This is a genomic window from Sphingopyxis sp. H115 (assembly GCF_001468465.1).
Taxonomy (GTDB): Bacteria; Pseudomonadota; Alphaproteobacteria; order Sphingomonadales; family Sphingomonadaceae; genus Sphingopyxis.
In genome coordinates this window covers 90,675-105,691 of the sequence record NZ_LNSA01000010.1, presented here as the reverse complement: position 1 = coordinate 105,691, position 15,017 = coordinate 90,675, and the positions used below count along the sequence as shown (strand labels likewise).

Here is a 15,017-nt window from a genome sequence, read left to right as displayed (position 1 = left end):
AAACATGGTGATGGGGCGACGAAAGATTGAATAAGCTGCCTGCCATCGACCGCTATATCGCGCGGCTCATTTTTTTTCCCATGCTCGGTACGCTGGTCCTGTCGGCGATGCTGCTGGTGCTGGAAAAGATGCTCCGCCTGTTCGACTTCGTCGCCACCGAAGGCGGCCCGGTCAGCGTCGTCTGGCGCATGCTCGCCAACCTCATCCCCGAATATCTCTCGCTGGGAATCCCGATCGGCCTGATGCTGGGAATTCTCCTTGCTTTCCGCAGGCTTGCGACATCGAGCGAGCTCGACGTGCTCAAGGGCGTGGGGATGAGTTTCGGGCGGCTGATGCGCGTGCCCTATGCCTATGCCATCGCGCTCGCGGCGCTTAACTTGGCGATTGTCGGCTTCATCCAGCCGGTCGCGCGCTATGCCTATGAAGGCTTGCAGTTCGAGCTGCGGTCGGGCGCGCTCGGCGCTTCGATCAAGGTCGGCGAGTTCACCAAATTGGGTGACCGCATGACGCTGAGAATCGAGGAAAGCTACAACGACGGGCGCAGCTTGCGCGGCATTTTCGTGCGCGGCGAACAGAGGGACGGCCAGCGCGTGTCGGCGACGGCAGCGCGCGGCCAGTTCCTCGCGACCGACGATCCGAACACGATCATCCTGCGCTTATCGCAGGGCGTTCTGATCCATGAATCGCCGAAATTCGCGGTGCCGCGCGTCCTGACCTTCGACAATCACGACCTGCCGATCCCGCTCCCCAAGATCGAGGCGTTTCGTACCCGCGGCGGCGCCGATCGCGAAATGACGATTCCTGAGCTGTTCGTCGCGGGCAAGGACCAGAGCCAGCCCGAACAGACGCGGCTCGAATCGCGCGCCAATTTCCATTTCCGCATCGTCGAAGTGATGTCGATGTTCCTGATCCCGCTGATGGCGATCGCGCTCGCCATCCCGCCCAAAAGATCGACGTCGTCGCTCGGCGTTTTCCTGTCGATCGTGCTTCTGGTAACGCAGCACAAGATCAACCAATATGCCGAGGATTTGGGCGCACGCGGCACCATCGACCCGTTAATCGCGCTCTGGGTTCCCTTCCTACTTTTCGCCGCGCTGGCGATCTGGATGTATTATACCGTCGCGCATGTCCCTGGCGGCCAGCCGATCGGCGCGCTCGAACGGGTCGCGGCCAAGGCGGCGCAAAAAATCCGCGGGGTGCTCACGATGTTTCAGCGCAAACCTCCGGCGGCGGAGCATGTGACCTAAATGCACCAGCTTCACTTTTTCCCGTCGCGCACGATGGCGCTCTATGTCGGGCGCCTTTTCCTCGTCCGCTCCTTCTCGATCCTCTTCGCGCTGGTGCTGATCCTCCAGACGCTCGACCTGCTGGGGGAAAGCGGAAAGATCCTGGGCGTTGCCGGCAACAGCGATGCCGACGTCTGGCGTTATGTCGGCATGCGGCTGCCGCAGATCATCGAGACCTTCCTGCCCTTTTCGGTGCTGCTCGGCACTATATTGACGATGGTGACGCTCAACCAGAACAGCGAGGTCATCGCGATGAAGGCGTCAGGCATGTCGGCGCATCAGGTGCTGGCGCCGCTGTTCCTCGCCGCGCTGCTCGTCGCCGGGATCAGCTTTGCATTCAACGAACGCATCGTCACGCGATCGACCGCGGCGCTCAGCGCATGGCAAAAGGTCGAGTATAAAAAGGTGCCGAAGGACAGCGGCATACGCACCAACATCTGGGTCCGCGACGGCGACGACCTGATCAATGCGACGACGGTCGATACCAGCGGCCCGGCGATCACCCTTGGCTATGTGACCATCTATGAACGCACGCAGGGCGTATTGTCGTCGATGCTGTCGGCCGACAGCGCGCGCGCGGTCGCGGGCGGCGGCTGGGAACTGACCAATGCGCGGCGCTTCATGCGCCGTTCGGGCACGCTCGAACCGCTCGGCAATGTCGTCGCGATGAAAAATGTGCGGCCCGACCAATTCACGCTGGCGCAGGTCGACGGCGACGAACTGCCCTTCCTGAAACTCAAGGCCGCGATCGACGATCTTGAGGCCGCGGGCCGGCCGGTCGACGCGTTAAAGGGCGTGTTGTGGCACAAGATTTCGGGGCCATTGTCGGCGATTTTGATGCCGCTGTTGGGCGCGGTCGCGGCGTTCGGACTTGCGCGATCGGGCAAGCTGTTCGTTCGCGCGATCATCGGCATGGCCCTGGGCTTTGCCTATTTCGTCGCCGACAATTTCGCGCTCGCGATGGGCGACCTCGGCGCCTACTCGCCCTTCCTCGCGGCATGGGGACCGTTCATTTTGTTCGCGCTGATCGGCGAAATGATCCTGATCCGAACCGAGGAATAGGGCGGCCCTGAGCTTTCGGCCGGACGTGGTAATCGCCATTTCGCCATAGTCGTCGCCGCCGACGCAATCCGTTGCTGACAAGGCACCGATAGGCGCCCACGCCTACCTCTGATTGAGACAAGCCCATACCGATGGGCTATCGTGCGAGCATGACCAGCGAGAAGATCGACCTCCCCGTCCGCCGCCTCGGCCTTGGCGAGCCCGGCGATGCGGACCTGACGCGCAGCATTGCCGTCGAGGCGCCGCTGTCGGTCGAGGTCGGCGGCATCGCCTATGCCGTAATGATGGCGACTCCCGCCGACCTCGAGGATTATGCGGTCGGCTTTGCTCTAGGGGAGGGCCTGATCGAGGCGCCGGGCCAGATCGGCCGCGTCGATGTCCATCCGATCGAGGGCGGCTGGGCGCTGCGTATATGGTTGCCGCCCGAACGCAACGCGATCGCGCTCGAGCGCGCCCGCAAACGGGTGAGCGAAAGCAGCTGCGGCCTCTGCGGGATCGAGAATATCGAGGAGGTGCTGCGCCCGCTGCCCCCGGTCGCCGCGCGGATCAGCACCGACCGCCGCGCCATTGCGGCGGCGCTTGCGGCGCTTGACGCCCATCAGCCGCTCGGGCGCGCGACGGGCGCGGTCCATGCCGCGGCCTTCTGTACTCCCGACGGCGACATCCGGCTCGTGCGCGAGGATGTCGGGCGGCACAATGCGCTCGACAAACTGGTCGGCGCGCTGGCGCGCGCGGGCGTCGATCCGGGGACGGGCTTCATTCTGCTGTCGGCGCGCTGCAGTTACGAACTCGTCGAAAAGACGGTGCACGCGGGCTGCCCGATGCTCGTCACCATCTCGGCGCCGACGAGCCTTGCGGCGGAGCGCGCCGCAGCGGCGGGGCTGACTCTCGTCGCGCTGGCGCGGACCGATTCGGCGCTGGTCGTGAGCGACCTGCACGGTATGATCGCATGAGGACGCTCGGTGCTGTGCTTGCGGGCGGGCGATCGCGCCGCTTCGGGTCGGACAAGGCGCTTGCGACGCTGGGCGGGCGGACACTGCTCGACCACGCACGGGCCGCGCTTGCGCCGCACTGCGATGCGCTGGTTGTCGTCGGCCGCGACGAGGTCGCCGACTGGCCGCGCGGCGACATGGGGCCGCTCGGCGGCATCACCGGGGCATTGATCCATGCGGCGTCCGGAGGCTTCGATCAGCTGCTGACCGCGCCGGTCGATTGCGTGCGTCTGCCTCCTGATCTGCGCACGCTTCTGGAACCCGCCCCCGCCTTTCTCGAAACGCAGCCCGTGATCGGGCTGTGGCCGGCCACGGTCTTGTACGCGCTGAAGGCGTTGGTGGAAGAAGAACGCGACCTGGCCGTAAACGCCTTTGCGCGGCGGATCGGGGCGCGCGGCGTGGCGAGCGACTTCGTGCCGCCGAACATCAACAGCCCAGACGACCTCGCGCGCCTTGCGGCGTCATGATCCGCCGATGGCGTTCACGGTGAACGCCAATATGCCCATGTTGAAGACGAACGCCGCCATACAGTGGCCGAGCACGACGCGGCGCATATGCGCGCCCGATATTGTGACGTCGGAGGTCTGGAAGGTCATGCCGAGCGTAAAGGCGAAATAGAGGAAATCCCAATATCCGGGCTCGTGCACCCCTGGCACCTCGATGCCGCGCTGGTCGCGGCCGTCCTTCTGCAAGTAATAGAGATGCGCGTAATGGAGCGTGAACACCATGTTCGCGAACAGCCACGCGAACGCGAGCGTCGCGACGATCAAGACCAGGTCGGCGCGATTGAGATCGCCGGGGCTCGCGATCAGCGTCCCCACCGCGAACAGGATGACGAGCGAGAGCAGCACGGTGATCGCGAGCAGGCCGATGCGGTTCGCGTCATTATCCGCAGCGCGGCGGCGCATTTGATCGGCATCGGCCCGGAACAACGGCATCGCTGTGCAGAGGAAGACAAGCGCGGCGGCATCGAATCCGAGCAGGAAGGCCGCGCGTGTATCGATCCCCGCCGCGAGCGCCGCCGACAGCGCGACGACGTGCACGACGGGAAAGATCAGGAAACGGACGGGCGCGATATGCCTGCCGACGGCCATCGGCGGCGTCAGTCCGCCGCCCCGACGATGCGCACCGGGATCGACTTCGCCGCCGGGCAGCCGCTGGTCTTGTCGTAAAAACCCAAGGGCATCAGCGGATTGAGTTCGGGATAATAGCCCGCAACCGAGCCGCGCGACATCGGATAGTCGATGATCGTGAGCCCGTCGACGCGGCGCGCGACGCCATCGGTGCCGATCGTTTCGAGCGCGACCTTCGCGCCCGCCTCCAGCCCGCGCGCCGCGATATCGTCGGCGTTCATGAACAGGATCATCCGGTCGTTATACACGCCGCGATAGCGGTCGTTATAGCTGTAGATCGTCGTGTTGAACTGGTCGTGCGATCGCACCGTGGCGAGGCGCAGCATCGCGGGATCGTAGACCGGCGCATTGACCGCGAGCCCCGGCAGGACGAGGAAATTGGCCTTGCCGTTCGGCGTCGCCCAGACGCGGCGGCGCGGCGGGATGTCGAGATGGAAACCCATCGGCGCCTGGATGCGCGCAGCAAAGCCTTCGTAGAGCGCCGGATAAACTTGCGCGATCTTGTCGCGGATCAAGTCATAATCGTCGATATAGCTCGCCCAATCGACCTTGCTCTCCGGCAGTGTCGCCATCGCGATGCGGCAGACGATCTCGGTCTCGGTCAGCAGATGCTCGCTCGCGGGGTCGAGCACGCCGCGCGAGGCGGTGACGTTCGACATCGAATCCTCGATCGTCACGAATTGCTCGCCCTTCGCGGTTTCGATGCGTTCGGAGCGCGCAACAACGGGCAGGATCAGCGCGTCCCTGCCGTGGACGAGGTGCCCGCGGTTGAGCTTGGTCGCAATGCCGACGGTCAGGTCGAGCTTGCGCATCGCGTCATACGAACGCTCGGTGTCGGGCACCGCGCGGACGAAATTGCCGCCTAGCCCGATGAAGACCTTGGCCGTGCCCGCCAGCATCGCCTCGACCGACTCGACGGCATGATGGCCGTGTGCGCGCGGCGGTTCGAAACCGAAGACGTCGCGCACCCGGTCGAGATAGGCCTGGCTGGGCTTTTCATCGATGCCGACGGTGCGGTCGCCCTGCACGTTCGAATGGCCGCGGATCGGCGAAATGCCCGCGCCGGGCTTGCCGAAATTGCCCTTGAGCAGCAGCAGGTTCGCGATCTGCTGGACGAGCTCTGACCCCCGCTGATGCTGCGTCACGCCCATGCCGTAACAGATGAGCGTCGCGTTCGAGCGGATGTAGATTTCGGCGCAGCGTCGGATCTGCGCCTCGTCGATTCCCGCCGCCTCGACGAGGTCGGGCCACGCCTGTGCCTCGATATCGGCGCGCAAAGCGTCGAAACCCGACGTATGTTCGGCGATGAAGCCATGGTCGAGCACGGTCTCGCCCGCGGCCTCGCGCTCGAACAGCACCTTCATCATGCCCTTCAAAAGCGCGAGGTCACCGCCGATCCGGATGTGCACAAACTCGCTCGTGATCGCGCTCGACCCGAAGGTCGCCATCTGGACGATGTCCTGCGGCTCGGTGAATTTGATCAGCGCGCGTTCGGGCATCGGGTTGACCGCGACGATCGGGATGCCGCGCTTCCGCGCCTCGACGAGCGGGGTCATCATGCGCGGCGCGTTGGTTCCGGCGTTATGGCCGATCAGGAAGATTGCCTCGGCATGGTCGAAATCCTCGAGGATCACCGTGCCCTTGCCGACGCCGATCGAGTGCGGCAGTCCACGGCTCGTCGGTTCGTGGCACATGTTCGAACAGTCGGGGAAATTGTTGGTGCCGAACTCGCGGACGAAGATCGAATAGAGGAACGCCGTCTCGTTGGCGGTGCGTCCCGAGGTGTAGAATTCGGCCTGGTCCGGGCTTTCGAGCGCGCGAAGGTGCCGGCCGATCAGCGCGAACGCGTCGTCCCAACTCACCGACACATAATGATCGGTCGCGGCGTCGTAGCGCATTGGCTCGGTCAGCCGGCCCTGCATTTCGAGCCAGTAATCCGACTGCTCCATCAACTCGGTGACGCTATGCGCCGCAAAAAAATCGCGCGTCACGCGGAATTTTGTCGCTTCGTGCGCGAGCGCCTTCGCGCCATTTTCGCAGAATTCGAGCTTTTTGGTGCAGGCCGCGTCTGGAAAGGCGCAGCTCGGGCATTTGAAGCCGCCGGGCTGGTTCATCGACAGGAGCGCGCGCGAGCCCTTACCGACGACGCTCTGCTCGATCAGCACCTTTGCGGTCGCAGCCGCCGCGCCCCAACCACCGGCCGGGCTGTCATAGGTCTTGTACCGGGGAGTCTGCTCAGCCATCGCGGGCTGAATAAAGCATAGCCGCCCCGGCATATCCATCGCTCTTTGGAGTTGGCGCGCGCGGTATAATATGACGGGCACTCAAATCATTCGGAAAATTCGGTCTCTCTGGATCGCTAATGTCCGAATTGCGTCTCCTTTACGTCATTGCCCTTAGCGGAAGAGCTGCCCGAAAGCGGCCGTCGGGGCGTGTCAGAACATTATGCGGTGAGCCGCCTCCTCTCGACCGTCGCCGACCAAGGTCCCAACGCAGAGATCATGTTTTCCGGGGATCGACGACGCCCTCGACCCTCGGCCCGTCAAAGCATGATCGGTCCTTTTCCAGGGCGTGCGCCCGCTGCGGTTCGTACCGTGCCTTGCCTCGCGCGGGCGCGCGAATGGCTTATGGAAATCATTCGCCGAAATGGCCGATTGCAGGTCGGCCGCTCCTAAAGGTCAATTTGAGATAGCTAAGGTTCGGAAATGGCCCGAATGGACGAAGAACAACGGCCGGACTTAATTTAAGTTAGCGAGGAAATTGCGTATTTGTTGCGGGATGAAACTCGACGGCACGGCCCGCGTTGGCTTGGCAAGCAATCAGCCAAGGAGCCGACCCCATGCCGAAAAAGCCGCTGCCTTCGCCCGCAACCGATAACAGCCTCGAAGCCCACCAGCCCGGAAGCGGCCAGACTCCCCTTGCCGCCGACAAGGGCAATGCCGGCGAGCTTCATCAGCACATCGCCGACGACGACGAACGAAACGGCCGCGCGCATCTTACCGACAATTTCGGTCACCGCATCGCCGACAACCAGAATAGCCTCAAAGCGGGCGAGCGCGGCCCGACCTTGCTTGAGGATTTCGTCCTCCGCGAAAAAATCTTCCATTTCGACCATGAGCGCATCCCCGAGCGCATCGTCCACGCCCGCGGCTCTGGCGCGCACGGTGTCTTCGAATGCACCCGCGCCATTCCAGACCTCACCAAGGCCGACATTTTTCAAGAGGTCGGCAAGACCTGCCCGGTGTTCGTCCGCTTCTCGACCGTCGCCGGGGGCGCGGGTTCGGTCGACACACCGCGCGATGTTCGCGGCTTCGCGGTCAAGCTCTATACCGAGGCGGGAAACTGGGATCTTGTCGGCAACAATATCCCGGTGTTCTTCATTCAGGACGCGATGAAATTCCCCGACCTCGTCCATAGCGTGAAGATGGAGGCCGACCGCGGCTATCCGCAGGCGGCGAGCGCGCACGACACTTTCTGGGATTTCATCGGACTGATGCCCGAGAGCTTCCACATGATCATGTGGGCCATGTCCGACCGCGCGATCCCGCGCAGCTTCCGCACGATCGAGGGCTTCGGAGTTCACACCTTCCGCTTCGTCAATGCGAAGGGCAAATCGAAGTTCGTGAAGTTCCACTGGAAGCCGGTGCTCGGACTGCAATCGACGGTGTGGGACGAAGCGGTCAAGATCGCAGGCGCCGATCCCGATTATCAGCGCCGCGACCTCTTCGAGGCGATCGACGCCGGCGACTTCCCGCAATGGGATCTCGGGGTGCAGGTCTTCGACGAGGCCTTCGCCGCGAAGCAGCCCTATGATGTGCTCGACGCGACCAAGCTGATTCCCGAGGAGGATGTGCCGGTCGAGATCGTTGGCCGGATGACGCTCAACCGCAATCCCGACAATTTCTTCGCCGAAACCGAGCAGGTCGCCTTCCTGCCCTCGAACGTCATCCCGGGCATCGACTTCAGCAACGACCCGCTGCTGCAGGGGCGGCTCTTTTCCTATCTCGACACCCAGAAGTCGCGGCTCGGTACGACCAACTTCCACCAGATTCCGATCAACGCGCCCAAATGCCCGTTCCACAATTTCCAGCGCGACGGGCTGATGCAGACACTCGTTCCGAAGGGCCGCGCCAATTACGAACCGAACAGCCTTGCCGAGGTCGGCGAGGATGCGGGTCCGCGCTCCTGCCCCGACACCGGCTTCACCAGCTTTCCGGCCAACGACGAGCGCAATGATGGCGGCCAGAAACTCCGCATCCGCGCCGAGCTCTTCGCCGATCATTTCAGCCAGGCCCGGCTTTTCTTCCGATCGCAGACCGCGAACGAGCAGGCGCATATCGCCTCGGCGCTGGTGTTCGAGCTGTCGAAGGTCACCCTTGACCATGTCCGCGCCCGCGTCGTCGGCCAGCTTCGCAATGTCGACGAGGATCTCGCGAAGCGCGTCGCCAAGGGCCTTGCGATCGACCTACCCGCCAAAATCAAGCCGGCGAAGGTGCCCGTCGATATGGCGCCATCCGATGCGCTCTCGATCCAGAAAGGCGCGCGCCCCGACATCAAGGGCCGCACCGTCGCGATCCTCTTCGCCGAAGGATCCGACAAGGCCGCGATCGACAAGCTCAAGAAGCAGATCGAGAAGGCCGGCGGCAGCGCCTTCCTCGTCGCGCCGAAGGTCGGCGGCATCCCGGTCAGCGACGGCACGCTGAAGGCGGACGGACAGCTCGCCGGATCGCCGTCGGTGCTGTTCGACGCGATCGCCTCAATACTCACCGAAGCCGCAGCCACCAAGCTCTGCCGCGAGGGCGCCGCGGTGCAATGGTTCATGGACGCTTTCGGTCATTGCAAGACGATCGCGCATGACGCGGGAAGCCAGCCGCTGCTCGACAAGGCCGGCGTCGAGCCCGACGATGGTGTCGTCACGCTCGCCGATTTCGCGAAAGTCGGTACGCAGCGCCATTGGGACCGCGAGCCGAAGGTTCGCGACCTCGCATGATCGCTCGCGCATGACCGCCAATCAGCCATGAGCTCGCTCACCCGGAAACGCGACCTCCGGACGGGCAAGCCGATCTGGTCGGCGCACCGGCGCCCGCCGATCGCGACCCACGCGCTCGTGCGCGACGTCAAAACCGATGTCGTCGTGATCGGCGCCGGGATCAGCGGCGCGCTGATCGCCGAAACGCTGACGGACGCTGGTCTCGACGTCGCGATCGTCGATCGCCGGGGCGCTATCGAAGGCTCGACTGCGGCGTCAACGGCGATGCTGCAATATGAGCTCGACACGCCGCTGCACCTGATGGCGAAACGCATCGGGCGCGAAAAGGCCGAGCGCATCTGGCGGCGCTCGCGCCAAGCCGTCGACGCGCTGCGCGAGCGGACCGAGCGGCTCGACATTGATGCGGATGCCGCCACGCGCGGCTCGATCTATCTCGACGGCAATATTCTCGATGCCGAAGGCCTTGCGCGCGAGGCCGATGCGCGGCGCCGTGCCGGGTTCGAGGTCGAACTGATCGGACCGGCGGAGGTCGAGGCGCGCTATGGGATCAGGCGGCGCCATGCGATCATCGGCTTCGGCAATTACAGCGCCGACCCGCGCCGAATGGCGGCAGGCTATCTAAACGCTGCCATCGCCCGCGGGGCGAAGCTGTTCACCCCAGTCGAAATCGTCGGCGTCGAACCGCACGAACGCGGCGTGACGCTGCGATCGGAAACCGGCCCCATCCTGCGCGCCCGTCATATCGTTTTCGCGACCGGCTACGAGATATTGAAAGGCATCCCGCGGAAAGGCAACAGGATTACTTCCAGCTGGTCGATCGCGACACGTCCGCAACCGCGCGCGATCTGGCCGACCGCGGCCATGATCTGGGAAGCGGCCGATCCCTACCTTTATATTCGCACGACTCCAAAGGGCGAGATCATCTGCGGCGGCGAGGATGAGGCGATCGCCGATGCCGCGAAGCGCGATGCAAAGCTTGCCGCGAAAACCGAAGCCCTCTCGCGCAAGCTCGCCGCGCTTCTTCCCGATATCGACGCCGAGCCCGCCTTTGCCTGGGCGGGGAGCTTCGGCACGAGCCAGGTCGGCAGCCCGACGGTAGGCCGCATCCCGCGAATGCCGAACTGTTACGCCGCGATGGGCTATGGCGGCAATGGCATTACCTTCGCGATGATGGCGGCGCAAATGCTGCGCGGGGCGATCATGGGCACCGGCGACGCCGATGCCGCCCTCGTCAGTTTCCATCGCAAATTCTGAAGACCGGCGCGCCATCTAAACCTATGTTTAGAAACATCTTCTGCTCGTCGCATTTCTTCGCCCACGCCCTCCGTCCGTCGCATCGAACCGGAACAAGCGACGTGGCCGGCCGTCTTTTCCATGCCCCCCGGGGCATATATTCGAAAGGATATTTCCCATGGCTCAGAACAATCAGGACAACCAAGGCCAGCAGCAGCAGCAGAGCGACAAGGACCGTGAGCTCGGCCAAGACCGCCAAGATCGCGCCGACCAGGGCGACGTGAACCAGCAGAACTAAGGACTTGCGTCCCCAGCGGGTTTCGCTGGACGGGCTGCGCCAGAGGCGCGGCCCGTCTGCATTATCCTTATTTAAGCCATTGAAAAATAGCTATTATTGTTTAAATTGTCGCAACTTCTTCGAGGTTCGGACGTAGATTCGGTACCAATGTCAAAGATGGAGGTCATGATGAGCGTCGAAGGCAAGATCAAGGAAGCCGCCGGTTATGTGAAGGAAGAAGCCTTCGAGAATGGCAAGTCGGCAGAAAGCCAGCGCAAGGCGCAGGAAGGCCGCGACCTTCGCAACGAAGGGCGCATCGAAGACGGCAAGGCGCCGAAGACGAGCAAGCCCGGCACCGAAAACTGAGCCCGGTAAGGGCGGGCCGCGACTAGCGGTGAACGAGGGCCCGCTTCGGGGGGCCCTTTATGCATCCAATCAGCGCGGGTTGCGGATCAGGGCACGGACCTCAATGCCCCGTGCGCGCTTCGAAGCCGCAGATTGTGAACGGCCCTATATCGTCACAGTCTGTCGCGGTGCCGCTCGTGTTATGACCCAACAGACGAACGATTGGGCGACCGTTCGGACAGCACGGTCGAAGAACAGATTTGGTTTCTTCACCTTAGGTCCTTCTGTACACCGACGGCCGCTGGCTGATTGCGGATAGTCAGCTTCCAGGACCAAGATTCTGAAAGCCGACATTCAATAAACGTTCGCCGCGCCGTTATCGACCCTCGGACCGCGCCCGCACCGTGTCGAAGTCGTGACGTACGAGCAGTTCGCCGTTGCGCCACACCGGCACCAGCAGGTCCGCGCCCGGCGCGATACTGTCGAGCCTTGCCGCCGCCATCCGGCCGCCCTTCATCACGACCGCCTGCCGTCCGGCCTTGCTCGCCTTGCCCGGATCGGTGCTCGGCATTTTGAACACATCATGCCATACGCCCTCGCTACCCAGCATCGCATTTGCCTTCATAGCGAAGCGAAGCGTGTCGCGATTGACGTGCTGCAGCATTCCGCCGCCCATGCCGAAGGCGATATTGTCGATCGCGAAGCCCTCTTCGATCATCCGCGCCACCAGCCGGCCGATGCTGTCGACCGTCATCCCGTCGCCCTGTATGACGCGGATATGCGGGTCGAGCACGCGGTAGCCCTTGCTATTCACGGCTCCGCCCAACTTCTCCCATAGCGTCTTCACCGTGCGTAACGGGGTTTCGATCGGATCGCCGCTGTCGGGGCGCACGACGAGCGTGCCCTGCCGCCCCAGCACTTTTTCACGCAGGCTGCCGCCCCAGATGTCGGCGACCGCGGCGTCGAGGTCGTAGCTGTCAGAGACGACCGCGACGACCCGCCCTTCGCCCTCGAAACGGTCGAGCATGTTGCGATAGGCGTCTTCCTCGCGCTCGCGGCCCCAGCTCGTCATCGTGCTATGTTCGGCGGCGGGGATGGAAAAGCCCGCCATGTCAGCGCCATAATAACGCCGCGCTGCGACCAGCGCCTCCATCGTATCGGTGCCCTGGAAATTGACCAGGTGCGCGAGCCCGCCCAGCCCTGCGCTCTCGGCGGAAGACACACCACGCGCGCCGAAGTCGTGCAGCTTGAAGGGCAATTGCCCCGCCACATCGTCGGACGTCTTTTCCAGACCGGCACGGATCACCTGCTTGCACTTCCAGCTCAGCGTCGCGACCGTCGTCGGATACCAAATCGCGCGCAGCATCGCGGTTTCGATGAAGGTCGTGAGCCACGGCATGCGCGGATCGGTGTTTTCGAGCTGGACCATCGGCACCCCGGCAGGAACGATCGTTCCTTCGGGCAGCGCCTTGATCTCGAGCGGCAGATAGCCGCCATGGTCGGCGACGATCGCCTCCCACCCCGTGCGGTTGAACGGCACGCCATGCGCAAGGCAGATCGCCTCGGCCTCGTCGATATCCGCCGCTGTAATCGGCTGGCTGAAATAGTCGACCAGCAACGGCTGCAGTCCGAGGAAGACGATGTCGTCAGAAAAGGGATTTGGCCGCGCCTCGACATAGGCGCTGATTATGCGCGCCTCGGGCGGATATTGCAGAAAGTGGCTCTGCTTGTAGCTGTCGGTCGCCAGGATCAGGTTTTTCATGATGTGAACTCCTCACATTCGGTCGTTTCGGCGGGACTCCCCCGCCTAGGGATTACAGGTCGGCCATCTCTTCGATGATCGACCAATGGTCTTCGAAGAACATCTCGGGGCTCAGATCGCCAAGGCGATACCAGCGCGCATGCGCGGCATCGTCACCGCCCTTGACGACGAACAGCTTGCGCCGTTCAGGCAGCCTGAACAGATAGGCGTGGGTAATCACCCGTCCCCGCAAGCTGCGGTTCGGCGCATCGAACACGCGCGTGCGATGGTCCTCTATAAAGCTGCCGAGCATTGCGGGCGGTATCTGTCCTTTGCCGTCGCTGATCCCCGTCTCCTCGCGGAGTTCGCGGATTGCGGCGTCGCGGATCCGCTCGCCCGAATCGACGAAACCGCCGGGCAGCGCCAGCAGCCCCTTGCCGGGAAGGCGCCCGCGCTCGACGAGCAGGATGTGGCCGGACTGCACCACCACTGCGTCGGCGGTGACGAACGGCCCCTTGCCCCACTGTTTCGGATAGTCGGCGAGATATTCGCTTTCCTCTAGCAGCGTGCGGAACCTCTCACCCAGCTTGAAAGACTCAAGCCACGCTGCGACATCGGCCGTCAGGATCGATGCGGGCACTTCCGGGATGCGCTGAAAATAGCGTCGCCGGACGTCAGTCGAGCTGAAGGTCCCGTACTGGCTGTCGATCTGGATATTGTCCCATTCGGGAAACAGGCGGAGATAATAGGAAGAGGCATCCTTGCCATAACCCGTCAGCGCGACCCGGAAGTCGGCAAGCCCATGGCTGCCAAAGCCGTGCCCGTTGCCGACGTCGAGGATGATGCGATTCACGCGCCGCTGCACCTCGGTCACCCAGGCGGTGTCCGAATAGAGATGATCGTCGAGCGGTTCGACGATCAGCCGCTCCTCGGCGATCTCGTGGCGAAACGCGGCGCGCAACATCGCGGCACGTTCGTCAAAGGTGAAGGGGTTGCGCGGATCGCGCGCGACATTTGCCGACCCCACGAGGACGATCAGCCGTCCAACCTGGTCCAGGGCCTGCCGGATGACATGCTCGTGCCCAATATGCAGCGGCTGGAAGCGTCCGATAAAGACGCCGAAATCTGCCTTGTTCATCGCTCGAGACTCCCTCGATCCTCTTTCGCTCCGGGCTCCCCGGCGCGATCCGCCTGCCGATTCGGCGACGTTGAGATATTTATATGCACTTGACATATATCTAGTCAATATATAAGTTGATGACATGTCCGAACCCTATGACCCCGCGGCCTTCCCGCCCCTCGCGGTGACGGTCGATCTTGTGTTGATGACTGTGCAGGGTGGCCGTCTGTCGGTCCTGCTGCAGCGCCGCAGTGAGGAGCCGCACAAGGGAAAATGGGCGCTACCTGGCGGTTTCGTCGGCGTGACCGAAAGCCTTGACGAGGCTGCGCACCGCATCCTCGCCGACAAGGCGAGGATGACGGGCGGCTGGCTCGAACAATTATACAGCTTTGGGGACCCGAACCGAGACCCCCGGATGCGCGTCGTAACTATCGCCTATTTTGCGCTTGTCCCGGTCGAAAGTCTGGCGCCGGCATTGGCGGGGCACGACGACCTCATGCTGGCACCGTTCGACGCGCTTCCCGATCTCGCATTCGACCACCCCGCGATCGTCAACCACGCAGCGACGCGCCTCCGCGGCAAGCTTGATTACGCGCCGGTCGCACTTGCACTCCTCTCGCCCTTGTTCACATTGCGAGCCTTGCAGGATGTCCATGAAGCGATCCTCGGGACAAAGCTCAACAAGCCCGCATTTCGTCGCCGGATGCTCGACAGGGGCTGGATAGAAGGTACCGGCGTGCGCGAGGAAGGCGGCGCTTTTCGACCCGCCGAACTCTTTCGCGCGAAACCCTAGTGGCCGATTGCGGACTGGCAGCTTTTTCGGCGCGCGCCTGGCAAA

Annotated in this window: 12 protein-coding genes; 8 read left to right on the top strand and 4 right to left on the bottom strand. The window is 63.5% G+C overall.

The window, feature by feature from the left end; all coding sequences use genetic code 11:
• Window positions 1-26 precede the first annotated feature (26 nt).
• The 4 genes from lptF to ATE71_RS09320 all read left to right on the top strand — a co-directional run bounded on the left by lptF (window position 27) and on the right by ATE71_RS09320 (window position 3,807).
• Window positions 27-1,247, top strand: coding sequence for an LPS export ABC transporter permease LptF (lptF, locus tag ATE71_RS09335; protein ID WP_082665159.1), 1,221 nt, complete (start codon window positions 27-29; stop codon window positions 1,245-1,247).
• On the top strand, window positions 1,248-2,348 hold the full coding sequence (lptG, locus tag ATE71_RS09330) for an LPS export ABC transporter permease LptG (protein ID WP_058803228.1): 1,101 nt from the start codon (window positions 1,248-1,250) through the stop codon (window positions 2,346-2,348).
• A gap of 149 nt (window positions 2,349-2,497) precedes the next feature.
• On the top strand, window positions 2,498-3,301 hold the full coding sequence (fdhD, locus tag ATE71_RS09325; protein ID WP_058803266.1) for a formate dehydrogenase accessory sulfurtransferase FdhD: 804 nt from the start codon (window positions 2,498-2,500) through the stop codon (window positions 3,299-3,301).
• Complete coding sequence (locus tag ATE71_RS09320) at window positions 3,298-3,807, top strand: molybdenum cofactor guanylyltransferase (RefSeq protein WP_058803227.1); 510 nt, start codon at window positions 3,298-3,300, stop codon at window positions 3,805-3,807. The genes fdhD and ATE71_RS09320 overlap by 4 nt, the downstream gene beginning before the upstream one ends.
• On the opposite strand, the gene ATE71_RS09315 is transcribed toward ATE71_RS09320, so the two are convergent.
• Together ATE71_RS09315 and ATE71_RS09310 are read right to left on the bottom strand one after the other, a co-directional pair.
• Entirely contained in the window at window positions 3,802-4,434 is a 633-nt protein-coding gene (locus ATE71_RS09315; RefSeq protein WP_058803226.1) for a DUF1345 domain-containing protein, read from the bottom strand. The genes ATE71_RS09320 and ATE71_RS09315 overlap by 6 nt on opposite strands.
• An 8-nt stretch (window positions 4,435-4,442) precedes the next feature.
• Complete coding sequence (locus tag ATE71_RS09310) at window positions 4,443-6,716, bottom strand: FdhF/YdeP family oxidoreductase (protein ID WP_058803265.1); 2,274 nt, start codon at window positions 6,714-6,716, stop codon at window positions 4,443-4,445.
• Between the two features lie 596 nt (window positions 6,717-7,312).
• Between ATE71_RS09310 and ATE71_RS09305 the strand changes: the two genes are divergently transcribed.
• From ATE71_RS09305 to ATE71_RS09295, 3 genes are all read left to right on the top strand, one after another.
• A complete protein-coding gene (locus tag ATE71_RS09305; protein ID WP_058803225.1) occupies window positions 7,313-9,463 on the top strand; it encodes a catalase in 2,151 nt (716 codons plus the stop codon).
• A 27-nt stretch (window positions 9,464-9,490) separates the two neighbouring features.
• Complete coding sequence (locus ATE71_RS09300; RefSeq protein WP_058803224.1) at window positions 9,491-10,717, top strand: NAD(P)/FAD-dependent oxidoreductase; 1,227 nt, start codon at window positions 9,491-9,493, stop codon at window positions 10,715-10,717.
• Window positions 10,718-11,159: 442 nt separating this feature from the next.
• Window positions 11,160-11,339, top strand: a complete 180-nt coding sequence (locus tag ATE71_RS09295) for a hypothetical protein (RefSeq protein WP_152998718.1) — start codon at window positions 11,160-11,162, stop codon at window positions 11,337-11,339.
• A 355-nt stretch (window positions 11,340-11,694) separates the two neighbouring features.
• Here ATE71_RS09295 and ATE71_RS09290 read toward each other — a convergent pair whose 3' ends face one another.
• Window positions 11,695-13,080 (bottom strand): nicotinate phosphoribosyltransferase, encoded by a 1,386-nt coding sequence (locus tag ATE71_RS09290; protein WP_058803222.1) that lies wholly within the window; start codon window positions 13,078-13,080, stop codon window positions 11,695-11,697.
• A gap of 52 nt (window positions 13,081-13,132) precedes the next feature.
• Window positions 13,133-14,197, bottom strand: a complete 1,065-nt coding sequence (locus tag ATE71_RS09285; RefSeq protein WP_058803221.1) for a bifunctional nicotinamide-nucleotide adenylyltransferase/Nudix hydroxylase — start codon at window positions 14,195-14,197, stop codon at window positions 13,133-13,135.
• Between the two features lie 124 nt (window positions 14,198-14,321).
• Between ATE71_RS09285 and ATE71_RS09280 the strand changes: the two genes are divergently transcribed.
• Complete coding sequence (locus ATE71_RS09280; RefSeq protein ID WP_058803220.1) at window positions 14,322-14,972, top strand: NUDIX hydrolase; 651 nt, start codon at window positions 14,322-14,324, stop codon at window positions 14,970-14,972.
• Window positions 14,973-15,017: the final 45 nt, after the last annotated feature.